Genomic DNA, 23867 nt, shown 5'->3' with positions numbered 1-23867 from the left:
CAGCAAATATATTTGTACCGAAAGCGAAGCATCAGCTTTTGGGTTTTGAACCCCGTTGAATTTAGTTCAAATTATCTATAAGTGCCTTCAACATTTTTTCATCCATCGGTCCGACCTTTTTAAAGGCGATGATTCCATCTGTCCCAATCATATAAGTCGTAGGTATCGTCATGACCTCATATTGCTTCATAACAGTCCCATCAAAATCCATTGGTATCGGAAAGGTTAATCCATAAGCGTCAACGAATTGCTCGACGCCTTCAATGCCCCTCTTCTCGCCAGTTGTCAAATTCACCGCCAGAAATTCAACATTTTCTTTGTCCTTGTTTTTCTTATAATACTTTTCCATATGCGGCATTTCTACCTTACATGGTCCACACCACGATGCCCAAAAGTTCAATACGACTTTTTTACCTTTCAAATCGGAAAGTTTCACAACGTCCCCTGCCAGCGTCGTAAGTTCAAAGTCAGGTGGCGTCGTTCCCTTTTTCAATCCAGGCATTTCCTCCGAGCCGGCGAGGTAATTCTCAATCGGTTCCGTCTTCTCTAAATTCGACTTTATCATCAGCACTACCATCGAGCCAATAAGTAGCACTGTGATCAAATAGCCAATTATTTTCTTATTCATATCTGTTCCTCCGATCTAACACCATGAAAAAAAGACCTATTAGTAAAGTGGTTATAAATGGCGTATCGAGAAGTCCAGCTGGCTGCCATACAGCAACAAAGACATGAACCGCCACGAACAACCCTATGAATGGAAGTGATCCATCACCTTTCATCCAATAAACAATCACAAACAATACAAATGCGACAACGGTCACGACCTGCACAACTAACTCTCCGTCATTCAATAAAACCATCATCACCTGATACACTGCCTGCACAACAACTGCACCCGTCAGAAGAGCTTGAATTCCCTTTGCAGTCAGCCGTTTCTTTTTACTGTCCCATAAAATTTTTCCTGCAACAAACACCAGGCCGAGATAAAAACCAACAACACCTCCATCGAAATAAATCAACGAGAGCGGTGAGCGGATTACCGAACTAAAATCAGTAAGGAGGACACTTAATTTCCACACAATAATTAGATAAAAAAACGCATCTGACAAAATTTCTGCATACTTTTTTCCATAACGAATCCGGATTGCACTATATGCGACAACGAACGCCACAATGAGTGCAATCCAAGAAGACGGGACGGATGTATTGACGATTGTAAAATAATCTGTCACAGGCATTATCGACTGTCTCCTTCTACTATGTATATCCTCTATGCTAGCGGATATGAGATATGAAGGCGACTTTTTTGCCCAAAATGGGAAACTGGGCTACCTCGGGGGAACTCAACTACCTCATTCGCAAACTGGGCTACCTCGACTGCGAACTGGACTACCTTTTTGTCAAACTGAGCTACCTCGGGAAAACTCGACTACCTCATTCACAAACTGGGCTACCCCGGCTGCGAACTGGACTACCTTTTCGCTAAACTAAGCTACCTCGAGGAAACTCGACTACCACATTCCCAAACTGGGCTACCCCGACGACGAACTCAACTACCTCGATGGCAAACTGAGCTACCCCAGGCAAACTCGTCTACCCCCACTCAAAATCCTAACACACAAAAAGGCCCGTCGACTGTAGACGGACCTTTTTAACAAATGATTAGAACGATACATAACGTAGTGGATTGACTGCACTTGGACCACTTGCTGTCCAGTTGCCTACGTGGATTTCGAAATGCAAGTGAGGGCCAGTTGAACGACCGGTATTCCCCATTGCAGCGATATATTGTCCTTTATCAACTTGCGTACCAACACTCACTCCGATAGAAGATAAATGCGCATAGACAGTTGTAAACGTCTGACCTTCAAGATAATGTGTCACCATCACTAGATTTCCATATGTGCCTAGCGAACCGGCATATGAAACAACTCCATCAGCGGCAGACACGATTGATGTTCCAACCGAATTGGCAATATCTACACCACGGTGTTGGCGGCTTATCCCACCAAGTGAACGCCAACCGAATGACGATGTGAACCGACCATTAGCCGGTCTTGTCCAACTACCACTCGATACAGAAGGGATGCTTTGACTTGCATTATTTTTGGCCGCTTCTCGTCTTGCGCGCTCTTCAGCAGCTTTCTTTTCTGCTGCCTTACGTGCAATTTCAGCAATTCTTTTTTGTTCTACTGCAATTTGACGCTGAAGCTCTTCCTCTACCTCAACAACTTCATCAAGCTCCATTTCAAGATGATCCTTTTCATCCTCTAACTCGGCCTGCTCGATTTCTAACTGATCGATCAGCTTGTCCTTATCCTTTTTCTGCGTTAACAGAGATGCCTTCAAACCTTCAAGCTCAGCTTTAGCAACTTCCTGTTGCGCAAGCTTTTGTTCGACAAGTGCCTTCTCATTTTCCAGCTGCTCAACGTCTTCTGCCTGCTGCTTCATGATTTTACGATCCGCTTCCATCAATGTATTGACAGCCGAAAATCGGTCGATGAAATCTGCAAAACTATTTGCCCCAAGGAGCACATCTAAATAGTTCACTTTTCCACCTTTCACTTGCATCGCACGAACGCGTTCACGTAAAACTGCATCACGCTCGGCAATTTTCTTTTCAAGATCAACGATGGAAGCTTTTAGCTCATCAATTTCAACTGTTGTCTGATTGATTTGTTTAATGACACGGTTAATATTAGTATTCGTATTGTCAATTTTACTATTCAGCTCGCTAATTTGTTTGAGGATTTTATCAATTGTCGATACGTTTGTTTTAATTTCCGCTGATTTTTGCTCTATACCTTGATTCAATTCATTCTTCTTCTGCTCAGCTTCTTTTTTCTCTTGTTTCAAATCACTCAACGGGCTTGCTAAAACAGCCGCTCCACCTAACATCGTGGAAAGCAAAAGAATGACGATACTATTCGAAATCAACCATTTCGTTCTCATCAACGTCTTCGTTCCCCTTTCACGCACTAACTAAGAAATCGTACTAGAATTAATTACACTCTAAGAAACTTCCGGACGGACATAAAGCTACCCCAAATACCGATAAAAATTCCCATGAATAAAATCAAGCCATTCAATTGATAAATAAACGGCATCGTATTCAATAATTGAAACAGCTCTCCTTGCAGTCTTGGCTCCCAATATTCAAAAAGATTATAATAGGCAATCGAAATGATGAGCATCGGAACAATTGCCCCTAGAACACCAAGCCAAATCCCTTCGAGTAAAAATGGCACACGAACAAAATTATTCGTTGCTCCTACTAACTTCATAATCTCAATTTCTCTTCCTCGCGCTACGATTGTAATACGAATCGTATTCGAAATGAGGAACATCGCTGTGAACAGCAAGGCCAAGATGAGTACAAGACCAACGTTACGACTCGCATTCAGAATACTGAATAGCTTTTCAACTTTTCCTTCTCCGTACTCTACTTCATATGCGTAATCATATGTATTAATTATCCCCGCAATCGCCGCGGTTTGCTGTGGGTCCTTCGCCTTCACAAACAAAGCATCACCAAGTGGGTTACTTTGCTTATATAAGTTTAGTTCTTTACCGAAAGATAGAATCAGCTTATCTAATTCTTCATCCTTCGATGAATAAACAACCTCCAAAACACCTTCTGTTTCACTTACCTTTTTCTGTAGCGCCTTCACAGCTTCCTCATTTGCCGCCGGATCCGCTACCACCTTAATTTCTACATCATTTTCAATATTTTCCGCCAGCTGATTTAAGTTCATCATAATGACGATAAAGACACCGACTAGTAATAGTGTAACGGTAACAGCACTCACCGAAGCAAATGTCATCCAGCTATTACGACGTAGGCTTTTCAAGCTTTCACGTAAATGCCGTCCTAAGGTTCTAGCCTTCATAGCCGTACTCACCTCCGTATTCATCACGGGTGATAAGTCCGCCTTCCACAACAATGACACGATGCCGAATGGTATTTACGATTTCCCTGTTATGGGTGGCCATGACAATTGTCGTTCCGCGAGCATTGATTTGTTCGAAAATCCTCATGATCTCCCATGATGTTTCAGGATCCAAGTTCCCTGTCGGTTCATCTGCAATAACAACTTTAGGAACGTTAACAATTGATCTTGCAATTGAAACGCGCTGCTGCTCTCCACCTGATAACTCATTAGGGAACATTCTTGCCTTTTGAGTTAATCCCACAAGTCCAAGGACATCATTTACTTTTTTTCTAATTTGTGCGGGCGACTCCTCAATCACTTCAAGAGCAAACGCGACATTTTCATATACATTTAACTTCGGCAATAATTTGAAGTCTTGGAAAACAACACCAATTTGACGACGCAAATATGGCACTCGTTTGTTGCGAATTGTAGAAAGGTTGATGCCGTTAATTATAATGTCACCGCTTGTAGAAGCCTCTTCACGATACATCATTTTGATGAATGTCGACTTTCCAGCTCCACTCGGTCCGACCACATAGACGAATTCGCCTCTGTCAATTTCAATATTAATGCCGTTTGCAGCTACAACCCCATTGGGATACTTTTTGTACACATTTTTCATTACAATCATCTTAAGACCACCTGAAAATAAATTTCCCTCTTTTTAACCAACAAGCCCATTATAACATGAATAATCTATGTAAGCATTACAGTTGTGTTTCAATTGCGCTTCCCAATAAACCTTGATAATCGTATATATAAGTACTTTTCTCATATACAAAAATCGTGACTGAAGGACTACCCCTTTACCTTATTCGACCCAAACAAGAATAATCATCTATTATTCTATAAATCATCTGTAATGGAGGTGAATTTTCTGAAGTAAGTACACATTCGATCCCGCGAAAAAATAAAAAAACCGCTCAGGCATGAAGCTTAGCCCAAACGGTTTCATTTTTAATATTATTTTTTCTCGGCAAGCCATTTTGCTACAGCTGTAGCGTCTTCACCTTTGATAAGACCACCTGGCATGCTACCTTGACCTTTTTCAATGACTGTATGGATTTCCTCTTCAGACATACGTGCACCGATATCAGCTATTCCAGGCGCATTCCCTTGTCCTTCAAGGTTACTGCCGTGACATGCGATACAGCTTTTGTTAACGATTGCTTCTGCATCAGCAGTTGCTGTCGTTCCACCAGTGTCTGTGCTTGTGCCGGCTTTATCGCCACCACATGCGCCAAGGACGAGTACCGCTCCGAACATGACTGCTAAAAGTTTGCTCTTCATTTTCTTCCTCCTTCATTAATTGTTATATTACATATATAAGTATACCAAAACTATCCGCGGATTCAAAAAACTTCCGCGCTTCAAGAAATCAATTATAACTTAAATTAACGAAAAACGCATCCATATCAAGGCTTCGCGAATTGTTCCAAATTTGTGAACATGATTATTTTCCCTATTACGCAATAGTAAAATGCTCTTTTACGCCTCTATCGCTTACTATACACCTTTCCCGCATTTCTAAACCCTTTAACAAACATTTTTTAACTTAATCCAGCAGAAGTCCTCCACTTCTATAAGTTGAAGGATGAATGCTAAATATGCCCTCAAATTCAGTGAGGGGCCAAACCTCTGCTGAATAAAGTTAAGCCTCCGGCGGATGTCACAGATTTTGAAGGAAGTCAATTGCGCAAGCGCAATTCAAAATCTGGACGCAATCACGCCTAGGCGCGATTGATTGCAAAGAAAAAGCACACCGTAAAGTGTACTTTTCTTTTTAACAATTCTTATGAAATGCGTGAACGTAAATACGCATTGATGAATAAATCGATGTCGCCGTCCATCACTGCACCAACATTGCCTGTTTCCGCACTCGTCCGGTGATCTTTTACCATAGAATACGGATGGAAAACGTAAGAGCGAATCTGACTGCCCCAACCGATTTCCTTTTGATCTCCTCGAATTTCGAGAAGACGTGCTTCCTCTTCTTCAATTCGAATTTGGTAAATTTTTGCCTTCAATAAATTTAACGCTCGCTCACGGTTCTTAATTTGTGAACGTTCCGTTTGACACGTTACAATCGCACCCGTTGGAATATGCGTCATTCGTACAGCAGAATCCGTCGTATTGACGTGCTGACCACCCGCACCACTTGATCGGTACGTATCAATTTTGACATCTTCCATTTTGATTTCTACATCAACGTCTCCTTCAAACTCCGGCATGACTTCAATAGAAGAAAATGACGTATGACGGCGGCCAGATGAGTCAAATGGCGAGATTCGAACAAGGCGATGAACACCTTTTTCTGCTTTCAAATAGCCGTAAGCATTATGCCCTTTAATGGACAACGTCACCGACTTTACGCCCGCTTCGTCACCCGCCTGGTAATCGAGTGTCTCCACTTTAAAACCACGATGCTCTGCCCAACGTGTATACATCCGCAGCAGCATAGATGCCCAGTCCTGAGACTCCGTACCACCAGCGCCTGAATGAAGTTCAAGAACTGCACTATTTTTATCGAATTCGTCACTTAACAGCATTTGTAATTCAAATGCCTCTAGCTTCGTTTTAAATTCCTTCAATTCTGCTCCGAGGTCTTCTTGCATTTCAGCATCGAATTCCTCGCGCAATAATTCAAGCGTCATTTCCAAGTTTTCCTGCTCGTCAGTCAGCTCTGTGTAATCGCCAACAATGTCTTTTAATGCCTTTGATTCTGAAATTACTTTCTGCGCACTGTCCTGATCATTCCAGAATTGTGGATCCAGCATAATTTCGTCAAACTCTTGAATACGTGCCTCTTTGTTTTCTAAGTCAAAGAGACCCCCTAAAGTCCGCTAATTTCTTAGCTGATTTGTCTAGCTCATTACGTACATCGGATAATTCCATCATTGTTATTCCTCCTGAATTTGGGTTGCCCGGCGCTTATGCTCTACCGTGGCAGTTTTTATACTTCTTCCCGCTACCGCAAGTACATGGGTCATTTCGTCCGATGTTTACTGCACGACGCACTGGTTTCTTCGTTACTTTTTCGCCATCCTCTTTCGGATTGACTGCCTGCGCTTTGACAACTTCTTCACGCTCAAGATTATTACGGATTTCTGCCTTCATGACGTACTTAGACGCATCTGACTCAATCGACGCCAGCATCTCCTCGAACATCGCAAAGCCTTCCGACTGATATTCACGCAGCGGATCTGTTTGCCCATAAGCACGTAAATGAATGCCATGACGTAATTGGTCCATCGCATCGATATGATCCATCCATTTCGAGTCAATGGCACGCAACAAGACGACTTTTTCGAATTCGCGCATACGCTCTTCCGACATTTCAGCCTCTTTTTCATCATAACGCTCCGTAACTGCCTGTTGAATCAATGCCGTCAGCTCTTCCACTGATTTGCCGGCCATATTAGTAGCTTTCAAACGATCCTCTGGCAATAAATTCGCACCAAGGAAATCTTCAAGCCCTTTTAAATTCCAATCTTCCTGCTTCTCTTCTGTCGTATGCATCGCAACGGACTGGTCGACAATATTTGCCAACATATTTTCCAGCACATCACGAATATTATCCGATTCCAACACTTCGTTACGCTCTTTGTAAATGATTTCACGCTGCTGACGCAACACATCATCATACTGAAGCAAACGTTTCCGTGCATCGAAGTTATTACCCTCTACCCGTTTTTGCGCAGACTCAACCGAACGCGACACCATTTTCGACTGAATCGGCGTTGTATCGTCCATCCCTAATTTCGTCATCATCGACTTCATTTGATCCGAACCAAAACGGCGCATTAATTCATCCTCAAGTGATAAATAGAACTGCGTCACACCTGGGTCGCCTTGACGACCTGAACGACCACGCAGCTGATTATCAATACGGCGTGACTCGTGTCGCTCCGTACCAAGAACCGCAAGACCACCAAGCTCCTGCACGCCTTCGCCTAATTTAATATCCGTACCACGACCAGCCATATTCGTCGCAATTGTCACAGAGCCCTTTTGCCCCGCCTCCAAAATGATTTCAGCTTCACGACCATGGTTTTTCGCATTCAACACATTATGCTTCACACCAAACTTCGTCAAGTACTTCGAAATAATTTCAGACGTTTCAATCGCAACCGTACCAACGAGCACCGGCTGACCTTTAGCATTGCGGTCTTTAATGTCCTCCGCAACGGCTTTGTACTTACCATCCATCGAGGCGTAAATCAAATCCGCACGGTCGTCCCGCGCAATCGGACGATTTGTAGGAATCGCAATAACATTCATATTGTAAATATTACGGAATTCTTCTTCTTCCGTTTTAGCTGTACCTGTCATCCCCGACAGCTTTTCATACATTCTAAAGAAGTTCTGGAATGTAATCGTTGCAAGCGTCATCGTCTCATTCTGGACTTCGAGACCTTCTTTCGCCTCAATTGCTTGGTGCAGACCATCGCTATAACGACGCCCTTTCATCAAACGCCCTGTGAATGAATCGACAATGATAACTTCGCCTTCCTGCACAACATAATCGATGTCATTATGCATACTTGCATGTGCCTTCAACGATTGGTTGATCGCATGATTCAACGTTACATGCTGCAAGTCAAATAAGTTTTCAATGCTAAACGCTTTTTCCGCCTTTTCAATACCACTTTCCGTTAAAACAACGCCTTTAGTTGATTCATCATATGAATAATCTTCTTCATTCTTGAGCGTTTTCGTAAACATATTCGCCAAACGATACAGCTCAGCCGCCTTCGCAGCCTGTCCAGAAATAATAAGCGGTGTACGCGCTTCGTCAATTAAGATCGAGTCAACCTCATCTATAACCGCGTAAAACAGCGGGCGTTGCACTTTATGTTCATTGTAAAGCACCATATTATCACGTAAATAGTCGAAGCCAAGCTCGTTATTCGTACTATACGTAATATCTGCACTGTACGCTTCACGCTTTTCATCCTTCGATAAACTATTCAAGTTCAAACCGACCGACATACCAAGAAACTCATACAGCTGTCCCATTTCCACAGCATCACGGCTGGCAAGGTATTCGTTCACCGTCACGACATGCGCACCTTTACCCGCAAGCGCGTTTAAGTAAATCGACAGTGTAGACGTCAACGTTTTCCCTTCACCAGTTTTCATTTCAGCAATATTTCCTTCATGTAAAGCAGCTGCTCCAATGATTTGCACACGGAACGGATACATGCCAAGTACACGACGTGACGCTTCACGAACGACTGCAAATGCCTCCACTTGAAGATCATCCAGCGTTTCGCCTTTTACAAAGCGCTCTTTAAACTCATCTGTCTTAGCAGTGAGCTGGTCATCCGTTAGCTGCTCCATTTGTGAAGCAAGCTGTTCAACCTTATCTGCAATCTTGTCGAGACGTTTTAAATCTCGTTTATTCATATCAAACACTTTATTCAATACGCCAAGCATTTAGGTCACATCCTCATTAGGTTCACTCTTCATTTTAACATTGTAAAATGCTAGGTGCAAATGGTCTAGTCCGAAGTGTAGAGAAATCTGTCGTAGCATGGTGGAGTGGGTGAAAAATTGATGTGGCGTCAAATTATTTCGGCGGAGTTTCCAACCATTTGCTCGAAGTGTACAACCATTTTGACGGAGTCTCCAACTAAAGCCAGAAAGCGTACAACAAAACACGCAAAGTGTACACCATCGGGGTAACTCTCCAACATTCACAGCAAAGCCTCCAACTAAAGTGAGAAAGTGTGCAAGAAAGCACGCAAAGTGTACAACATCGGGGTAACTCTCCAACATTCACAGCAAAGCCTCCAACTAAAGTGAGAAAGTGTGCAAGAAAGCACGCAAAGTGTACAACATCCGGGCAACTCTCCAACATTAATGGCAAACCCTCCAACTAAAGTGAGAAAGTGTGCAACAAAGCACGCATAGTGTACAACATCGGGGTACCTCTCCAACATTAACAGCACAGCCTCCAACTAAAGGGAGAAAGTGTGCAACAAAGCACGCATAGTGTACAACATCGGGGTACCTCTCCAACATTAACAGCACAGCCTCCAACTAAAGGGAGAAAGTGTGCAACAAAGCACGCATAGTGTACAACATCGGGGTACCTCTCCAACATTAACAGCACAGCCTCCAACTAAAGGGAGAAAGTGTGCAACAAAGCACGCAAAGAGTACAACATCCGGGCAACACTCCAACATTAATGGCAGACCCTCCAACTAAAGTGAGAAAGTGTGCAACAAAGCACGCAAAGTGTACAACATCGGGGAAAGTCTCCAACATTAACGGCAAAGTCTCCAACTAAAGTGAGAAAGCGTACAACAAAACCCGCAAAGTGTACAACATCGGGGAAGCTCTCCAACATTAACGGCAAAGTCTCCAACTAAAGTGAGAAAGCGTACAACAAAACCCGCAAAGTGTACAACATCGGGGAAGCTCTCCAACATTAACGGCAAAGTCTCCAACTAAAGTGAGAAAGCGTACAACAAAACCCGCAAAGTGTACAACATCGGGGAAGCTCTCCAACATTAACGGCAAAGTCTCCAACTAAAGCGTGTAAGTGTACAACAAAGCACGCAAAGTGTACAACATCGGGGAAAGTCTCCAACATTAACGGCAAAGTCTCCAACTAAAGTGAGAAAGCGTACAACAAAACACGCAAAGTGTACAACATCGGGGAAACTCTCCAACATTAACGGCAAAGCCTCCAACTAAAGTGAGAAAGCGTACAACAAAACCCGCAAAGTGTACAACATCGGGCAACTCTCCAACCTTAACGGCAAGCTCTCCAACTAAAGCGGGCAAGTGTACAACATCTGGCAACTCGCCAACATTAACAACAAAACCTCCTACTAAAGCGAGAGAGCGTACAACAAAACACGCAAAGTTTACAACATCGGGCAACTCTCGAACATTAACGGCAAGCTCTCCAACTAAAGCGGGAAAGTGTACAACATCTGGCAACTCTCCAACATTAACAACAAAACCTCCAACTAAAGCGAGAGAGCGTACATCAATACACGTAAAGTGTACAACATCGGGGGACCTCTCCAACATTAACAGCAAAGCCTCCAACTAAAGCGAGAGAGCGTACATCAATACACGTAAAGTGTACAACATCGGGGGAACTCTCCGACATTAACGGCAAGCTCTCCAACTAAAGCGGGCAAGTGTACAACATCTGGCAACTCGCCAACATTAACAACAAAACCTCCTACTAAAGCGAGAGAGCGTACAACAAAACACGTAAAGTGTACAACATCGGGGGAACTCTCCAACATTAACGGCAAGCTCTCCAACAAAAATGAGAAAGCGTGCAACAAAACACGCAAAGTGTACAACATCGGGGGAACTCTCCAACATTAACAGCAAAGCCTCCAACTAAAGCGAGAGAGCGTACAACATAACACGCAAAGTGTACAACCTCCACCCGCAGCCTTCCATTCCCCTTATAGACAGCAAAACCCCCTAAGCGCATTCACTTAGGGGTTCAAGTTATTCAATGGATTAATTTGTTTCGATTAAACCGTATTTGCCGTCTTTACGTTTATAAACGATATGTGTGCCGTCCGATTCTGCATCTGTGAAGATGAAGAAATTGTGGCCCAGCATATTCATTTGCAGGATGGCTTCTTCTTGGTCCATCGGCTTCAAATCGAATTGCTTTGTACGAACGATTGGGAATGCGTTGTCTTCTTCAACAGCTGCATCGCCATTTCTATCGTCGCTCTTATTAACGGATGCAAAAAATGCAGCAACGCCTTCGCGTTCGCGGAACTTGCGGTTTACTTTTGTTTTGTATTTGCGAATTTGACGCTCGAGCTTATCTACGATTAAGTCAACGGCTGCATATAGATCGTTATGGCGTTCTTCAGCACGAAGTGTCAAGTTTTTCATTGGAATTGTGACTTCCACTTTTGTTTGCTTATCATTGTACACTTTCATATTCACATTAGCTGCTGCATCTGTGCCTTCTGTGAAATACCTTTCGAGTTTTTGGACTTTCTTCTCGACGTGTTCACGAATCGCCGGAGTCACCTCAATATTTTCACCGCGGATGTTGAAGTTTAACATATGAACTCCTCCTTTAGTTGACCATATAGTACTCTTCTACATCTTCCCTTTAAAGTCCTTCTAGAAACATTATTTATTTTTTATTTTTGTCGAATTGTGACGTTTTTTCAAACCTCATCTAAATTCATTTCAGAGCGCCTACGTAATTTAAGTTCTTCCACAATGATATTTTCAAGCTCAGCATCCTCATCAAAATCATAGCCATATAAATAGCCGTCTTTAAATGGCTTTCTCCAGACAATTACACCTGAAACTTCCCTCGTCTCTTCAAGCAACTTAAATTTAATACGCAAATGAACTGTTCCATTTTCTACTGGAATATTAAACTTAGCAAAAAGCTTTGCACCGCCTGGGCTAATGTCAACAAGCTGACAGTGGCCAGGACTTGATTCTCGCCCTTGCTTATCCTCTACTACAATTCGAAATTCGCCCTCAAGCGGCTGACCAAAGGTATACCTGAAATACTCATGGCGTTTATAAAGCATCCCACACACTCCGTTCCATCGCACCGCGACTAATTTCCTCCAGTATACCAGATGGACATTTTTTCATCGAACTTCAGCCAAATGTTTCGTTCTTCGCATTGTCCCATCTAACGTAGCGACAATTTGTTCATTATCAGCAACGGTTGTATGAATCGTCGCATTGACCTCTTCGAGTGATGCACTTGATTCCGTCAACATATCGGCAAACATACCAGTCATACGTCCGATATCTGTCGTCTCTCGTGTGATTGACGCCATTTTCTCATCAAACATCCCAAACTTCTGATGAAGCTCATTCAATGTATGATGCATGAGACCAATTTTTGCTTCTGCATCCACCGTCAATGCCGTCTGCGTCACAAGTCTTCCTGTACTGCTCGTCAAATTGTCGCGTGAGCGTTCATTCATCGCATTGACATCAGCTAAATTGCTGTTAATTTCCGTGAGCGTGACTGCAGTCAGTCCCGCCAGTTTACGGATTTCATCGGCTACTACTGCAAAGCCTTTGCCATTTTCACCCGCCCGTGCTGCTTCAATCGACGCATTCAATGCCAGAAGATTCGTCTGTTCAGTAATCGTCGCAATCGACTTCGCAAGCGTATTCGTCTTATCGATATTTTCCGTTAGCGCATCGAACGAGCCATTTAAATCGTCTAGCAACGACTGTACCTCTTGCATCCCTCCACGCAAACTTTGCATCAGGTCAACAATTTCACTAGACTCCAAGCTTAAATTGGCCGTATCCACATTCATCGTCCGTGTTTCCTTATGCATGTCGCTAACTTCACTTTGCGTTCGCTCCGTATTGTCAGCTATTTTCGCAATTTGAACCGTTTCTTTCTCAACCGTTGCCGCAACACTATCCATAATTTCTAACAACTCTTTCTGCGCCGCCAAATGCCGCGTAGCCGTCTCCCCAATCGTCGTCAAATCATCCGCTACTTGCTCTACATTTGCATTGAGTGCACGATGCTTATCCGCTTCTACCTGCGCATGTAACGCCTGCTCCGCTGTAAATAAATTCACTTGCTCTTCCAGCTTTTTCGTCTGTTTTATTTGAATGAAAAGCCCTACTGCCATTAAAATGAGAACGAGCGCCAAACTGCCTTTACTATCAGCAATCTGCTCCTGAAAAGGATAATTCACAATAAACACACCTAAAACTGCAAGTGATAACACAAACCCGTATGTCATAATCCTCATCGACAAATGCACACTTGCAATACCGGCGATGAAAAAGGCAATGCCCGCCGTCGCAATCGAAGGCTCTCCAATGACTCCGTTCAAGAGCGCTGCAAAGGCTGTCACGCCAAGAACGATCCATGGAAACCATCGTTCTACAATGATGATTTTTTTTGAAAGCCCGTAGAACAATAGTGTAATCACTACCGGTATTCCCATACTAGCCGTTTTCAGCATCTCTTGACCCGTTACGAAATAAAAAATCAAACCAATGAAACTCGAACCGCCTAGCGTTATGAATAAAATGAAGTTCTTATTCGCAAATTCCTTCTGCCGCATCGTCTCTACATGATTCATCTTTTCATCCCCCCAGAAGATTTTATCTATAGTCGTGTAATGAATTATACGACTTAACTGATAATCGAATCTGTGAAAAAATCGCCCCAAGTTCAGGACGATTTTGAATTATCGCTTCATCAACAATGCTTCTTCATGTGTTTCATTAATATAGTTAGTAATTTGTTGCTGTTCTTCTGTCATTTCAGTTAGTGTTGCATTCAACTCTTCAACAGCCGCCGTACTTTGTTCAACAATCGCCGCGAATTCCATCGTGCGTTCACGGATCGTTTCACTGTCGTTTGTAATTTTACTAAAGTCTTGAATAAACGATGATAATTCCTGTTGCAAAACCGTCATCGTGTCAAAAAGGTCTTCAAACGACGCACTCGATTCATCAGCCACAGTCGTTTGCATAGCGACTTGCTGCAATCCATCCCCCAGCTTTTGAACAGCGAGCTCATTATAATTGTTCACTTCTAGCAAATTACTATCAATTTTCTTCAATGTCTCATCTGTTAAGCCAGCCAATTTCCGTATTTCTTCAGCAACAACTGCAAAGCCCTTGCCGTGTTCACCCGCTCTTGCTGCTTCAATCGATGCATTCAGCGCCAATAAATTGGTTTGGTCTGTTATTTCTTTTATAGAACCAGCAAATGCATTGGTCTCCTCAATCTTTCCAGATAAGACAGTAAACGTTTCATGAAGCTCGGTAAAAAATGTAGAGAAAGTATCAATGCTTTGTTTGAGCTTCGTGATATTTTCCGTGCCATCACCCGCTTTACGACCTGCTTCATTTGTCTGTATGACAATTTGTCCGAGTCCTTCTGCGATGACCTGAACCGACTCATGTGTTCGCTCCGCATTTTCCGCAATATCTGCAATATGATCTGCCTGCTGTTGGCTACCACCACTCACTTCATTGACAGCGGCAAGCATTTCACGTTGCGATGTAGCAGATGTCTCTGTATTGGAACGAAGATGACCAAGATTGGCGGTAATTTTTTCAACTGCCTGATTCAGTTTTTCCGTTAACGCTTCCTCTTCTCGTACCTTCGTCTCTGTCAATTCAACCAATTGCTCGACGTGCATAAATACCTGTCTATTTTGGCGAACGAGTAAAAATAGTAAAATTCCTGATAGGAGATATAAAATGATTAGATTTGTCCCGCTTTTCTCGATAAGCTCTGGCGCAACAAATAACTGATTATTCACGATAACTGCAATCGCTCCGAGTACAAATCCAAACGCCATAATGCGCATCTGTCCATGAATGGAGGCAAGCACAATAATGAGTAGAATAATGCCGATTGTTCCAAGATTTGCTTCCGAGAAAAAGATGACACCCATCGCAATTGCAAAATTTAAGGTAAGCAGTATGTATGGGAGAAGTCGCGATACCCTCTGAATCTTTACACTTAAGCTATAGAAAAGGATTGCTAGCACAAAAGGGATTGCCACCGGTAAAATAATGGTCATCGGTGACCGCTGTATAAGCTGTGCTACCAAGCCCAGTCCAGCTGCAAGCGCAAAGCCAATCATCATAATTTGATTTTTCCGAAGCCAATCTTCCCGTTTTAATTGATGTATATTCATTCACAATCACTCCTTAAGCAACAATTGTTCTTTTTTACACAGAAATAAACCACTATGTAAAATGTATCATTAATGAATGACCATTCATATAGGTGAAACTAACTAATTATTCTTTATACTTTATCGATATAAAAAAAGCCTACTAACAACGCTCGGCGCTAGGGGATGCCTACCGCAATAAGCCAGACAGAAGACCCCTGTCCGTCTTACCGCTTCGGCTACCCCAGTAAGGCGCCTTCACTGGATATTACCCGGGATCATTAGTTCAACATAGATACTATAAAAACATAAAAAGACCTTGATAGAGAAAAATCCTCTACCAAGGTCTTGCTATTGTTTCGTATCGTAAAACGTTCCATCTCGCGCTACATTGCTGTAGGGATTGATGTAGTTTTTCATATGGTCTTTTTTGGATTGACTTTCTGAAATATTCATACGGATTTGTTTGGTGAAGAAGGCAAGTTTTTTCTGAACATCTGCTTCCATTGCGACAAGTTCCTTACCGAACACTTCTTCTTCAGAAGTAAACGGTGCAACGATTTGCGCTTGTAACTTGTCCCGATCATCTAGAAATCCTTCAATGCCCAAAATCATGGCATCGCGCTGTTCTTCTGAAATCTCACCTGCTGGCAATGCTAATAGTTTCTCTGTCACATCACGCCAAGCCATCATCGCGGGCCGAATCATATCTCATCCACATTCGCATATTGCTTCTGCCGGTTAATTTGAATAACCTGCTTCCACGTATCACGAAACTCCATAATAATAGCCGATGCTTCGTCAAACAACGCACTATCATTTTTAATATTGCCATCAATGAGACGACTATTGGCAAATTCGTAAAGAATGAGCATGTTTTCTGCGACTGGATAGGACGTATCAAGTGTTAACATCAGCTCAGAAATAATAGCCTGTGCTTTTTGAATGGCCATATTTTTCTCTTCAATATTATTTTCTTCCAAACCTTTTTTCGCTTGTTGGATGAATTTCAAGCAGCCATTGTACAGCATGAGTGTCAGCTCACCAGGTGTAGAAGTATTGACTGAGTTATTCTGATACTTTGCATATGGATTGTTCATTGCCATTTAATGTCTATCTCCTTTTGTATTGCTGTATTACATACCGCCAAATGCACTCATAAGTTGTGCCGACTGAGCGTTTGCACGATTGATAGCTTGTTCCATCGCCGTAAACTGTCTCCATAGTCGGTCTTCTGTCATTTTCAAACGATCTTCGAAACGAGTAATTTGTTCGTTCATATCTTCTAAATTTCGGCCAAGTGTAAATGTACTATTTCCAGATCCCACACTTCCAGCACGTTCAGCAATCGCTTGGCGGCTCACGTCCATAATATCACGCATCCGGACAGCAACTCCGCCTTCTGTCCCAGCTGGTTTAGTTGGATCTGTTTTCTTTTCGTTGAATAATTGGGATACTTTTTCAGGATCTTCAGCAATTGCAGCACGAAGTTTTACTTCATCAATAATAAGTTTTCCATTGTCTGAATAATTACTAGATGGTTTTATCCCAATATCACTTAGCGTTTTTTCACCTATTTTTGCATCCACTAACGCTGTTCTAATTTGGGATAACATACTTGAAAGAATTGGGTCACTTTTAAGCGTGCCGCTCTTTGCTTTTTCTTCCCATAATTTAATTTCATTTTCTTTCATATCACTCTTTTGTTCAGTTGTAAGTGCTGGGAAGTTACGATATTTCGGCTCTCTAATTTTTGCGTTTAATTCCTCAATCATTTTATTATAATCATCGACGAATTGAACGACTGAATCGACAATTTTATCTGTATCCGCAGTTGAATTGAACGTGATTGGCACTCCGTGATCTGCCTCAGTTCCAGTAACTTGTTTTAATACAAATTCAAAGCCATTGATTTGGAATGTATTAGATGATCGTTCCGTTACAAGACCATTAAATGTAAACTTCGCATTTTTGCCTGGGTCCAATGTTCCTGAGCCAGAACCGAGTCCAGTGACCGTAATATTATGATCAGCACCACTATTTTTAGCTGTCATCACAATTTTCCCAGTATGTGAATCGTAAAATGCGTTTACACCTGCATCTGGATCCGCATTTATTTTTGAAATTAAAGAATCGATAGTATCTGTGCTAGTATCAACCTCAATTTCTTTATCATTAATCATTATATTACCAGTAACGCCCAGTTCAGTAACTAAATCTTTTCCCTCTTTATCCTTAGCTAATTCATCCGATTGCCAAGTTGCCTGCGTTGCTAATTGTCCAACCGCCAGAGTACCTGAAAAATCTGCTGTCGAGTTCACACTCTTAATATCTGCTACATTCGGATTAGAAACAGTAACTTTCTTTGCACTAAACGTACCTGCCCGCAACACTGTATCGTTAATTTTATAAATAGAGGTTTGAAGATTGCGGTTAATGCTTCGGTAATCTTCCAATTGCCATTCCAAATATGCTTTCTTCTGCGTAATCTTGTCGAGTGGTATACGATTTGCTTTCATCAAATCTCTGATAATCGAATCTGTATCCATCCCTGATGCTAATCCACCAATCCTCATAATCCTTCACACCTTCATCATTATATTTTTCGATCTACTAGTAAACCTACAAACTCACGCATCGCCGCATGGATGTCCATCAGTTTCTTCGATGGAATTTCTCGAATGACTTCATCCGTGTTCGAATCGATAATCGTTACATAATATTCGTTGAGTTTGTCATGAAATTTGAAACGCAGCTGCGTATTAGCACTTGCCAAAAACGTGTTCATACTGTCCGTCATCTGTTTTGCTTTATCTGCCGGAAGTTGTTGTTCTTGGTCAGCTTGCGGCTGTACTTGCTCCGTAATTGGCTGTGTTTGCACTACCGTAACTTCCTTGTCCGGAGCTGCTTTTTCTACTGAAACGCTTGCTTGGCGCGTTACCGTTCCACCATCCATACGACTTACCATTCCTCAAACCTCCCTGTTCTCGAGAACTTACTTATGATTTATATCGGCATGGCAAAAAGGAAGTTGAGTTAATTGGCAATAAAAAGTATGAAAGTGCTTTCTGAAATCCTTTTTTTCACAGCACTAAACATCTTCATTTACAAACAGAGTTATGTCCTGTAGGTTTTCTCGTAATCACATGTGGGTACTTTAATAACATCTACTATTCTCACTCTTTCATTTTATCTAAACAAACGAAGGAATAAACCGAAATTCATATAGTAAGACTAATTTAGGGAGAAAGCGAAGGTGCGATATGTTCAAATCAATAAAAACAAAAATTATTATGACAGTCATGGTATTATTCCTAGTCGGCGTCTCCGTTATGACTGCGATTAGCAGTACGCAAGTAAAAAGAAATACGGAGAACAGCGTTATTGACTCGAGCGGTGCACTTGTCAATGAGATGAGTTATGCTATCGAGAACTTTCTCGGTCAATATGAAAAAGGTCTTACTCAACTTTCTACCTCAACCACGATCATTGAATTTGCCAGCATGAATAATGATACGGGGCATGATACGCTTCAAGCACTAAATACAACGCTTAAAAACTTTCTTGATCCTTATGCAGATGCTTCGGGAGTCTATTTTTCACTACCAACCAAACAAACTATTATAATGCCTTACGCAGATCTTGGAGCAGATTTCGATCCAACAACACGTAGTTGGTATACATTAGCAGTTGCTACTCCTGACGTTGTTCAGTGGACAAGTCCTTATATTGACCAAGCAACTGGTCAATTTGTTGTCAGTGCTTCAAAAGCTGTACAAGCGAATGGGAAAGTCATTGGCGTTGTCGGCCTAGACGTTCAGCTCGCCGCATTAACCGATAAAATTATGGCGAGTGAAATTGGCTATGGTGGCTACCCCGCAGTATTCGATTTAGAAGGGACAGCCGTTGTACATCCAACACTGGGGGGAGAAAATCTCATAGATCTTCCATTCATCGCTAAAATGTATGAGGGAGCTGACCGTGATACTATTCATTATGTATATGAAGGCGTTCCCAAAGCGTTAATTTACTCAACCATTCCGAAATTTGGATGGAAAGTATTAGCCGTTTATGATGAGAAAAATATTGCTGCAATGGCAAATGATTTACGTATCTCCATGATTACTGTTGCCCTAATCACATTACTCGTCATCTTTGTTGCACTTTATTTCCTCATCAGTCGGACGATTAAACCACTCGGGCAGGTTAACACACTGATGGACTCTGTCTCTCAAGGTGATTTAACCGTTCGAACCGACATTAAAACAAAGGACGAAATTGGTGAACTAGGTCGTAATTTCAACACAATGATTGACAATATGAATGCTATTATTACTGTCGTCAATAACTCAGCTTCCAATGTTCGGGCCAGTTCTGAAAGCTTGAGTGCTGTTGCAGAGGAAACGAGTGCATCGAGCGAAGAAGTTGCACATGCGGTTACAGAAATTGCGCATGGCGCATCAAAATCTGCCGAGGATGCCGAAATTGTCACGGAGCGTGCAGATTTACTCGGCCAGCAAATTAATGAAATCACTGTCAAAGCAGGCGTTATGTCCGATATTGCAACGAAAGCCGGAGACATGAATGCAAACGGTCAGGGCCAAATGCAACAGCTAAAACTGTCCTTCAACGATTGGGAAACGAATTTGCAATCCATGTCCGAAGTTATTAGCACACTGGAAACGAAAGTAAAAGCAATCGGTGGCGTCATGGAAACCATCACGGAGATTTCATCACAAACGAATTTACTTGCTTTAAACGCTAGTATCGAAGCTGCACGCGCAGGTGAACACGGTAAAGGATTCGCCGTAGTTGCTGATGAAGTCCGCAAACTCGCAGAACAATCCGCACGTTCGACGGAAGAAGTGAAAGTGACCGTTCAAGAACTGCAAGCAGAATCGCAGCTCGTAACCCAGCAAATGAACGACACACGCGAAAACTTCCAGCGTCAAGGAACTGTCGTCAACGACACTGAAATTACTTTCGGGGAAATTTCTACATTGATGGCTGACATGCAAGACTCCATCGATGCTGTCTACTCTGAAATTCAAAAAGTCGCGGCACATAAAGAAGATGTCTCAGAAACGATTCAAACGATGGCGGCAACCTCAGAGGAAACAGCAGCTGCCTGTGAAGAGGTAAGCGCATCAACAGACGAACAACTACGTGCGATTCAATCTGTAACAGATGCAGCGGAAACGTTAACGGAGTTGAGTGAGGAATTAAGCTTGGCGGTTAATCGGTTTAAGGTGTAAAAAAATAGCAAAACCCGCTTAGACATTATGTCTACAGCGGGTTTTGTCTGTTATTCGAATATACTTATTTTTAGTGATGACGAAACTCGATTGACGACTTATACAGGATATGAAGTAAAATGTTTCAAAACGTACTATCTAGATTTGTTAACTTACACTCCTTCAACCCATTACCCTTCGACCCTATAATCCGGGCTTGATTGATTCCATCCTTCAAATGTATTAACGGATGTATCGCCATCGCCATCAACCCAAATTTTTGTACCATCCGACAATGTTCTCCAATGCGGCTCGACATGATGGTTATTAGGGTTGTCCACCAATGTCACATCGCTATCGGAAGCAGGTATTTCAGGGTCACTCGTTACACTTGGCGAATGATCATAAGCTAGCGCTGTCTGTCCATTTGCTCCATCCATGGCAATTGCCGTAGAATTACCATCAACTGCGTCCGCCCCATCAACCAAATCGATGATCCCAAATGATAGCGCACCGACAACCCCTACTTTTAAAACACCTTTTGCCCCTTCCTTCAAGCGCTCATTATCCCCATCTATTAAACCGCCTACAACATCCGTACCATTTTCAACGACATTACAAATTGTATGACCTGCCGCTCTAGCGGTATCTCCTATCGCTTTTCCCATATCATTCAGTCCAACATCTAATTGTGCTTCATCTTGCGTAATAATGCCGGCAGCAATATCCCATGTACCACTTGCGGCTTCACCTAACTTATCACCCGCAAAGGAAGAGGCTTTTTTAATGCCGTCACCAATTTCTCCTATAAATTCACTGCCTGTTACATCACCGATTTTATTAACCGTACCACCCACCACTTCTCCCGCAACTTCCCCTACAAACGAAAAGACCTCTTTTAGAAAACCCATCATTCCACCCCGTTACAGTTTATTAAAATCAAAATTTATTAGCTACAGCAATACAAATAACTAGTTGTTAAGTGACTAATTCATGAACAAAACCATAGTTTATCACGCTATCCTAAATTATCAATTCAGAAACACAGAAATACGCTACCTAATAGTCCTATACATTCATTCATCATTAGTTATATTATACTATACTATAAGACTTACTTTCTTACGACGGTTATTTAGAGATGCTAGGTTCCTTATTATAAAACTACAAATAAAGCCATCACAATTAAGTGATGACCTTCAAATTTCCTTCAACCAAAAAGCATACTCAGAATGAGCACCATCTTCTATTCAAGTTTGGTTATTGCGATTAGCGGCTTCCATAATGGCATCTTGACTAATTGCTTGTCCCGTAAAATCTATTGGCATGATAGCTTTTTTTGCAATAATTTCCTTCTTAATTTCTTGCGAATTAATATTTTACTTCTGCTCATCAACGTCCGAAAAACTGGTGTTACACCGCAATATAACACTGCGTTTGATATCACTACAAACGTAATATACGTTGTTAATTAACTCACATCCCCGTCACTATTTCCGCCGTATAATCGACCCCAGTAATGTTTCCACTACCGCCGCAATGTCATCATCGTCAATAGATTACTTGCCATAAGACAAGAATGCATTTTTTCATGCGCGCACCAAATGATACCTGTTTTCCCAATTATTAGTTTATGTACTACGTCACAGAATACTCGCCTCAACTTCTAACAAGCACTGCCATATGGGCCAAAGTTATATATCCTTGCAACTTCATTTGACTTTCGACATTCTTCAAATAAGCCGCATTATGATCAATCGTCTTCGAGTAAGATTGAACAAGTTTAATGACAAGGTCAAGATTTAAATTTTCATGATACTTAGCCATCCCAATTAAGTGTAATTTAATCATCGAGAAATTAATGACGAGCATTGCAAAACTATCTGTAACTGTCTGTTTTTCGAACGGGAATAAATTTATAAAAATGTAATTTACTAAATAGTTCTCAAGAATATACTCATGGTCTTCCATGAATGGTTTATAATTCACTTCATAAGCAGTTTTATAACGATGAATAATCTCCTCGTCAGTAGCTTTCCCATTCATGCCAAGCCCTTCTACTACTTCCTCAAGACATTCGATATACCTATGACTATTTATCGAAGTTGTCGACCGATATTCAATCAAACTTTTACACAAGCTAATTTGAAATGAAATATTGGTAGGAAGTTGATTAATCGAATTCACTAAACTTTCATCATTAATACCTTTTTCAAATTCCTGCATTAATAATTGAACTTTTTCAGGTTCCTTATCAGAACCTAGTTCATCAAATTTCTTAAGAAATAACCCAAGAATAATAAGTCTATTTTCAATCGTCATTCTCCGGTCCTGTAAAGTTTTAATCGTGAATATTCTCATATCCCAAAATAGTGCTTGCTGTGTCTTTGACATGGTATTCTGTTTTACAAATCCTCTTGTATCACTTGGTTCGACATCCTGGATGAAATCTATTCCATTTTCCTTCAAGAGAACAAGCCTTGCCACTTCAGGACAAGATAATGTAGCACTCTTTTCAACTACATCTTCCACTAGGTTTAATGTTCTTGGATAAATCGCGCAGGTATTCGATAAGAATTCCGGACCCAATTCTGTTTGAATCTTACATAGACGATTCTCATCTAAAAGAGTGCAATTCCCGGAACTATCCATATTGATTTTGGCATAGTTTTCATCAGTAGCCGCCCCTGAACGATTCCTTTTTACATTTTTCTTCAACAGTTCTTTCATTTCAGGATGCTTCGTATTTCTATAATTTCTGAACGTCTCTTTATCAACAATTACTTTCCACCCAGCACAGCAAGTATCTTCACATGCTGAACCAATACATTGAAACTTAGTCATATATTCAGGAAGTATAATTTCTCTCTTTTGTTCTTTCATTTACTTGTTCACTCCTTTTTAAAAAAGTAAAATAAACCAATATTGAGTACTTCGACTTCTCTACCATCCTATATTCCTTCAAAACTACCTTATCTTATTATATTCCACAAGGCTACAACGACATCCTTGAATAAATCAGTAACGTAACTATCTACTAAGCAATATCCACA

The 23867-nt window shown here is 41.6% G+C and carries 20 protein-coding genes; 1 reads left to right on the top strand and 19 read right to left on the bottom strand.

Annotation, left to right across the window (positions count from 1 at the left end):
• Window positions 1–61 precede the first annotated feature (61 nt).
• The 17 genes from R2B77_RS02555 to flaG form a co-directional block, all read right to left on the bottom strand.
• Window positions 62–628, bottom strand: a complete 567-nt coding sequence (locus tag R2B77_RS02555) for a peroxiredoxin family protein (RefSeq protein WP_203245976.1) — start codon at window positions 626–628, stop codon at window positions 62–64.
• A complete protein-coding gene (locus R2B77_RS02550; RefSeq protein ID WP_203245975.1) occupies window positions 621–1241 on the bottom strand; it encodes a hypothetical protein in 621 nt (206 codons plus the stop codon). Before R2B77_RS02550 ends, R2B77_RS02555 begins: the two co-directional genes overlap by 8 nt.
• A gap of 424 nt (window positions 1242–1665) precedes the next feature.
• The gene (locus tag R2B77_RS02545; protein ID WP_212391129.1) at window positions 1666–2955 is read right to left on the bottom strand and encodes a murein hydrolase activator EnvC family protein; all 1290 of its coding nucleotides are present in this window, start codon (window positions 2953–2955) and stop codon (window positions 1666–1668) included.
• A gap of 53 nt (window positions 2956–3008) precedes the next feature.
• Complete coding sequence (gene ftsX / locus R2B77_RS02540; RefSeq protein ID WP_203245973.1) at window positions 3009–3893, bottom strand: permease-like cell division protein FtsX; 885 nt, start codon at window positions 3891–3893, stop codon at window positions 3009–3011.
• Window positions 3883–4569, bottom strand: coding sequence for a cell division ATP-binding protein FtsE (ftsE, locus tag R2B77_RS02535; protein ID WP_203245972.1), 687 nt, complete (start codon window positions 4567–4569; stop codon window positions 3883–3885). Before ftsE ends, ftsX begins: the two co-directional genes overlap by 11 nt.
• Before the next feature lie 332 nt (window positions 4570–4901).
• Window positions 4902–5228, bottom strand: coding sequence for a cytochrome c551 (cccB, locus tag R2B77_RS02530; protein ID WP_203245971.1), 327 nt, complete (start codon window positions 5226–5228; stop codon window positions 4902–4904).
• 503 nt (window positions 5229–5731) lie between these two features.
• A protein-coding gene (gene prfB / locus R2B77_RS02525) for a peptide chain release factor 2 (protein WP_212391128.1) occupies window positions 5732–6833 on the bottom strand; the annotation gives its coding sequence in 2 pieces (ribosomal slippage) (window positions 5732–6760 and window positions 6762–6833; 1101 coding nt in all).
• A 36-nt stretch (window positions 6834–6869) separates the two neighbouring features.
• The gene (gene secA / locus R2B77_RS02520) at window positions 6870–9377 is read right to left on the bottom strand and encodes a preprotein translocase subunit SecA (RefSeq protein ID WP_203245970.1); all 2508 of its coding nucleotides are present in this window, start codon (window positions 9375–9377) and stop codon (window positions 6870–6872) included.
• A gap of 1161 nt (window positions 9378–10538) precedes the next feature.
• A complete protein-coding gene (locus tag R2B77_RS02515) occupies window positions 10539–10985 on the bottom strand; it encodes a hypothetical protein (RefSeq protein ID WP_322555629.1) in 447 nt (148 codons plus the stop codon).
• 450 nt (window positions 10986–11435) lie between these two features.
• On the bottom strand, window positions 11436–12002 hold the full coding sequence (hpf, locus tag R2B77_RS02510) for a ribosome hibernation-promoting factor, HPF/YfiA family (protein ID WP_203245969.1): 567 nt from the start codon (window positions 12000–12002) through the stop codon (window positions 11436–11438).
• Between the two features lie 107 nt (window positions 12003–12109).
• Window positions 12110–12487, bottom strand: a complete 378-nt coding sequence (locus R2B77_RS02505) for a PilZ domain-containing protein (RefSeq protein WP_203245968.1) — start codon at window positions 12485–12487, stop codon at window positions 12110–12112.
• 63 nt (window positions 12488–12550) lie between these two features.
• Complete coding sequence (locus tag R2B77_RS02500) at window positions 12551–14026, bottom strand: methyl-accepting chemotaxis protein (protein ID WP_203245967.1); 1476 nt, start codon at window positions 14024–14026, stop codon at window positions 12551–12553.
• Window positions 14027–14134: 108 nt separating this feature from the next.
• On the bottom strand, window positions 14135–15601 hold the full coding sequence (locus R2B77_RS02495; RefSeq protein ID WP_203245966.1) for a methyl-accepting chemotaxis protein: 1467 nt from the start codon (window positions 15599–15601) through the stop codon (window positions 14135–14137).
• 330 nt (window positions 15602–15931) lie between these two features.
• Window positions 15932–16288, bottom strand: coding sequence for a hypothetical protein (locus R2B77_RS02490; RefSeq protein ID WP_203245965.1), 357 nt, complete (start codon window positions 16286–16288; stop codon window positions 15932–15934).
• Window positions 16285–16686 carry a flagellar export chaperone FliS gene (fliS, locus tag R2B77_RS02485; RefSeq protein ID WP_203245964.1) on the bottom strand — a complete coding sequence of 134 codons (402 nt, stop codon included), beginning with the start codon at window positions 16684–16686 and terminating at the stop codon, window positions 16285–16287. Before fliS ends, R2B77_RS02490 begins: the two co-directional genes overlap by 4 nt.
• 30 nt (window positions 16687–16716) lie before the next feature.
• Complete coding sequence (locus tag R2B77_RS02480; RefSeq protein WP_203245963.1) at window positions 16717–18156, bottom strand: flagellar hook-associated protein 2; 1440 nt, start codon at window positions 18154–18156, stop codon at window positions 16717–16719.
• Window positions 18157–18176: 20 nt separating this feature from the next.
• Window positions 18177–18548, bottom strand: a complete 372-nt coding sequence (gene flaG, locus R2B77_RS02475) for a flagellar protein FlaG (protein WP_203245962.1) — start codon at window positions 18546–18548, stop codon at window positions 18177–18179.
• Window positions 18549–18843: 295 nt separating this feature from the next.
• Here flaG and R2B77_RS02470 point away from each other — a divergent pair, with 295 nt between their 5' ends.
• Window positions 18844–20835 carry a methyl-accepting chemotaxis protein gene (locus R2B77_RS02470; RefSeq protein WP_203245961.1) on the top strand — a complete coding sequence of 664 codons (1992 nt, stop codon included), beginning with the start codon at window positions 18844–18846 and terminating at the stop codon, window positions 20833–20835.
• Window positions 20836–21005: 170 nt separating this feature from the next.
• On the opposite strand, the gene R2B77_RS02465 is transcribed toward R2B77_RS02470, so the two are convergent.
• A complete protein-coding gene (locus tag R2B77_RS02465) occupies window positions 21006–21725 on the bottom strand; it encodes a hypothetical protein (RefSeq protein ID WP_203245960.1) in 720 nt (239 codons plus the stop codon).
• Between the two features lie 748 nt (window positions 21726–22473).
• A complete protein-coding gene (gene fliB, locus R2B77_RS02460; RefSeq protein WP_203245959.1) occupies window positions 22474–23697 on the bottom strand; it encodes a flagellin lysine-N-methylase in 1224 nt (407 codons plus the stop codon).
• Between the last annotated feature and the right edge of the window lie 170 nt (window positions 23698–23867).

This window comes from Sporosarcina beigongshangi, from assembly GCF_033485195.1.
GTDB lineage: Bacteria > Bacillota > Bacilli > Bacillales_A > Planococcaceae > Sporosarcina > Sporosarcina beigongshangi.
Note: the sequence above shows the minus strand (reverse complement) of the source record. Positions and strands in the feature narration are given on the sequence as shown.

Bases quoted from the DNA above. Each gene is read 5' to 3' on its own strand.
- R2B77_RS02555 (WP_203245976.1), bottom strand. From the start codon at position 628: ATGAATAAGAAAATAATTGGCTATTTGATCACAGTGCTACTTATTGGC.
- R2B77_RS02550 (WP_203245975.1), bottom strand. From the start codon at position 1,241: ATGCCTGTGACAGATTATTTTACAATCGTCAATACATCCGTCCCGTCT.
- R2B77_RS02545 (WP_212391129.1), bottom strand. From the start codon at position 2,955: ATGAGAACGAAATGGTTGATTTCGAATAGTATCGTCATTCTTTTGCTT.
- ftsX (WP_203245973.1), bottom strand. From the start codon at position 3,893: ATGAAGGCTAGAACCTTAGGACGGCATTTACGTGAAAGCTTGAAAAGC.
- ftsE (WP_203245972.1), bottom strand. From the start codon at position 4,569: ATGATTGTAATGAAAAATGTGTACAAAAAGTATCCCAATGGGGTTGTA.
- cccB (WP_203245971.1), bottom strand. From the start codon at position 5,228: ATGAAGAGCAAACTTTTAGCAGTCATGTTCGGAGCGGTACTCGTCCTT.
- secA (WP_203245970.1), bottom strand. From the start codon at position 9,377: ATGCTTGGCGTATTGAATAAAGTGTTTGATATGAATAAACGAGATTTA.
- R2B77_RS02515 (WP_322555629.1), bottom strand. From the start codon at position 10,985: ATGTTGGAGAGGTCCCCCGATGTTGTACACTTTACGTGTATTGATGTA.
- hpf (WP_203245969.1), bottom strand. From the start codon at position 12,002: ATGTTAAACTTCAACATCCGCGGTGAAAATATTGAGGTGACTCCGGCG.
- R2B77_RS02505 (WP_203245968.1), bottom strand. From the start codon at position 12,487: ATGCTTTATAAACGCCATGAGTATTTCAGGTATACCTTTGGTCAGCCG.
- R2B77_RS02500 (WP_203245967.1), bottom strand. From the start codon at position 14,026: ATGAATCATGTAGAGACGATGCGGCAGAAGGAATTTGCGAATAAGAAC.
- R2B77_RS02495 (WP_203245966.1), bottom strand. From the start codon at position 15,601: ATGAATATACATCAATTAAAACGGGAAGATTGGCTTCGGAAAAATCAA.
- R2B77_RS02490 (WP_203245965.1), bottom strand. From the start codon at position 16,288: ATGATTCGGCCCGCGATGATGGCTTGGCGTGATGTGACAGAGAAACTA.
- fliS (WP_203245964.1), bottom strand. From the start codon at position 16,686: ATGGCAATGAACAATCCATATGCAAAGTATCAGAATAACTCAGTCAAT.
- R2B77_RS02480 (WP_203245963.1), bottom strand. From the start codon at position 18,156: ATGAGGATTGGTGGATTAGCATCAGGGATGGATACAGATTCGATTATC.
- flaG (WP_203245962.1), bottom strand. From the start codon at position 18,548: ATGGTAAGTCGTATGGATGGTGGAACGGTAACGCGCCAAGCAAGCGTT.
- R2B77_RS02470 (WP_203245961.1), top strand. From the start codon at position 18,844: ATGTTCAAATCAATAAAAACAAAAATTATTATGACAGTCATGGTATTA.
- R2B77_RS02465 (WP_203245960.1), bottom strand. From the start codon at position 21,725: ATGGGTTTTCTAAAAGAGGTCTTTTCGTTTGTAGGGGAAGTTGCGGGA.
- fliB (WP_203245959.1), bottom strand. From the start codon at position 23,697: ATGAAAGAACAAAAGAGAGAAATTATACTTCCTGAATATATGACTAAG.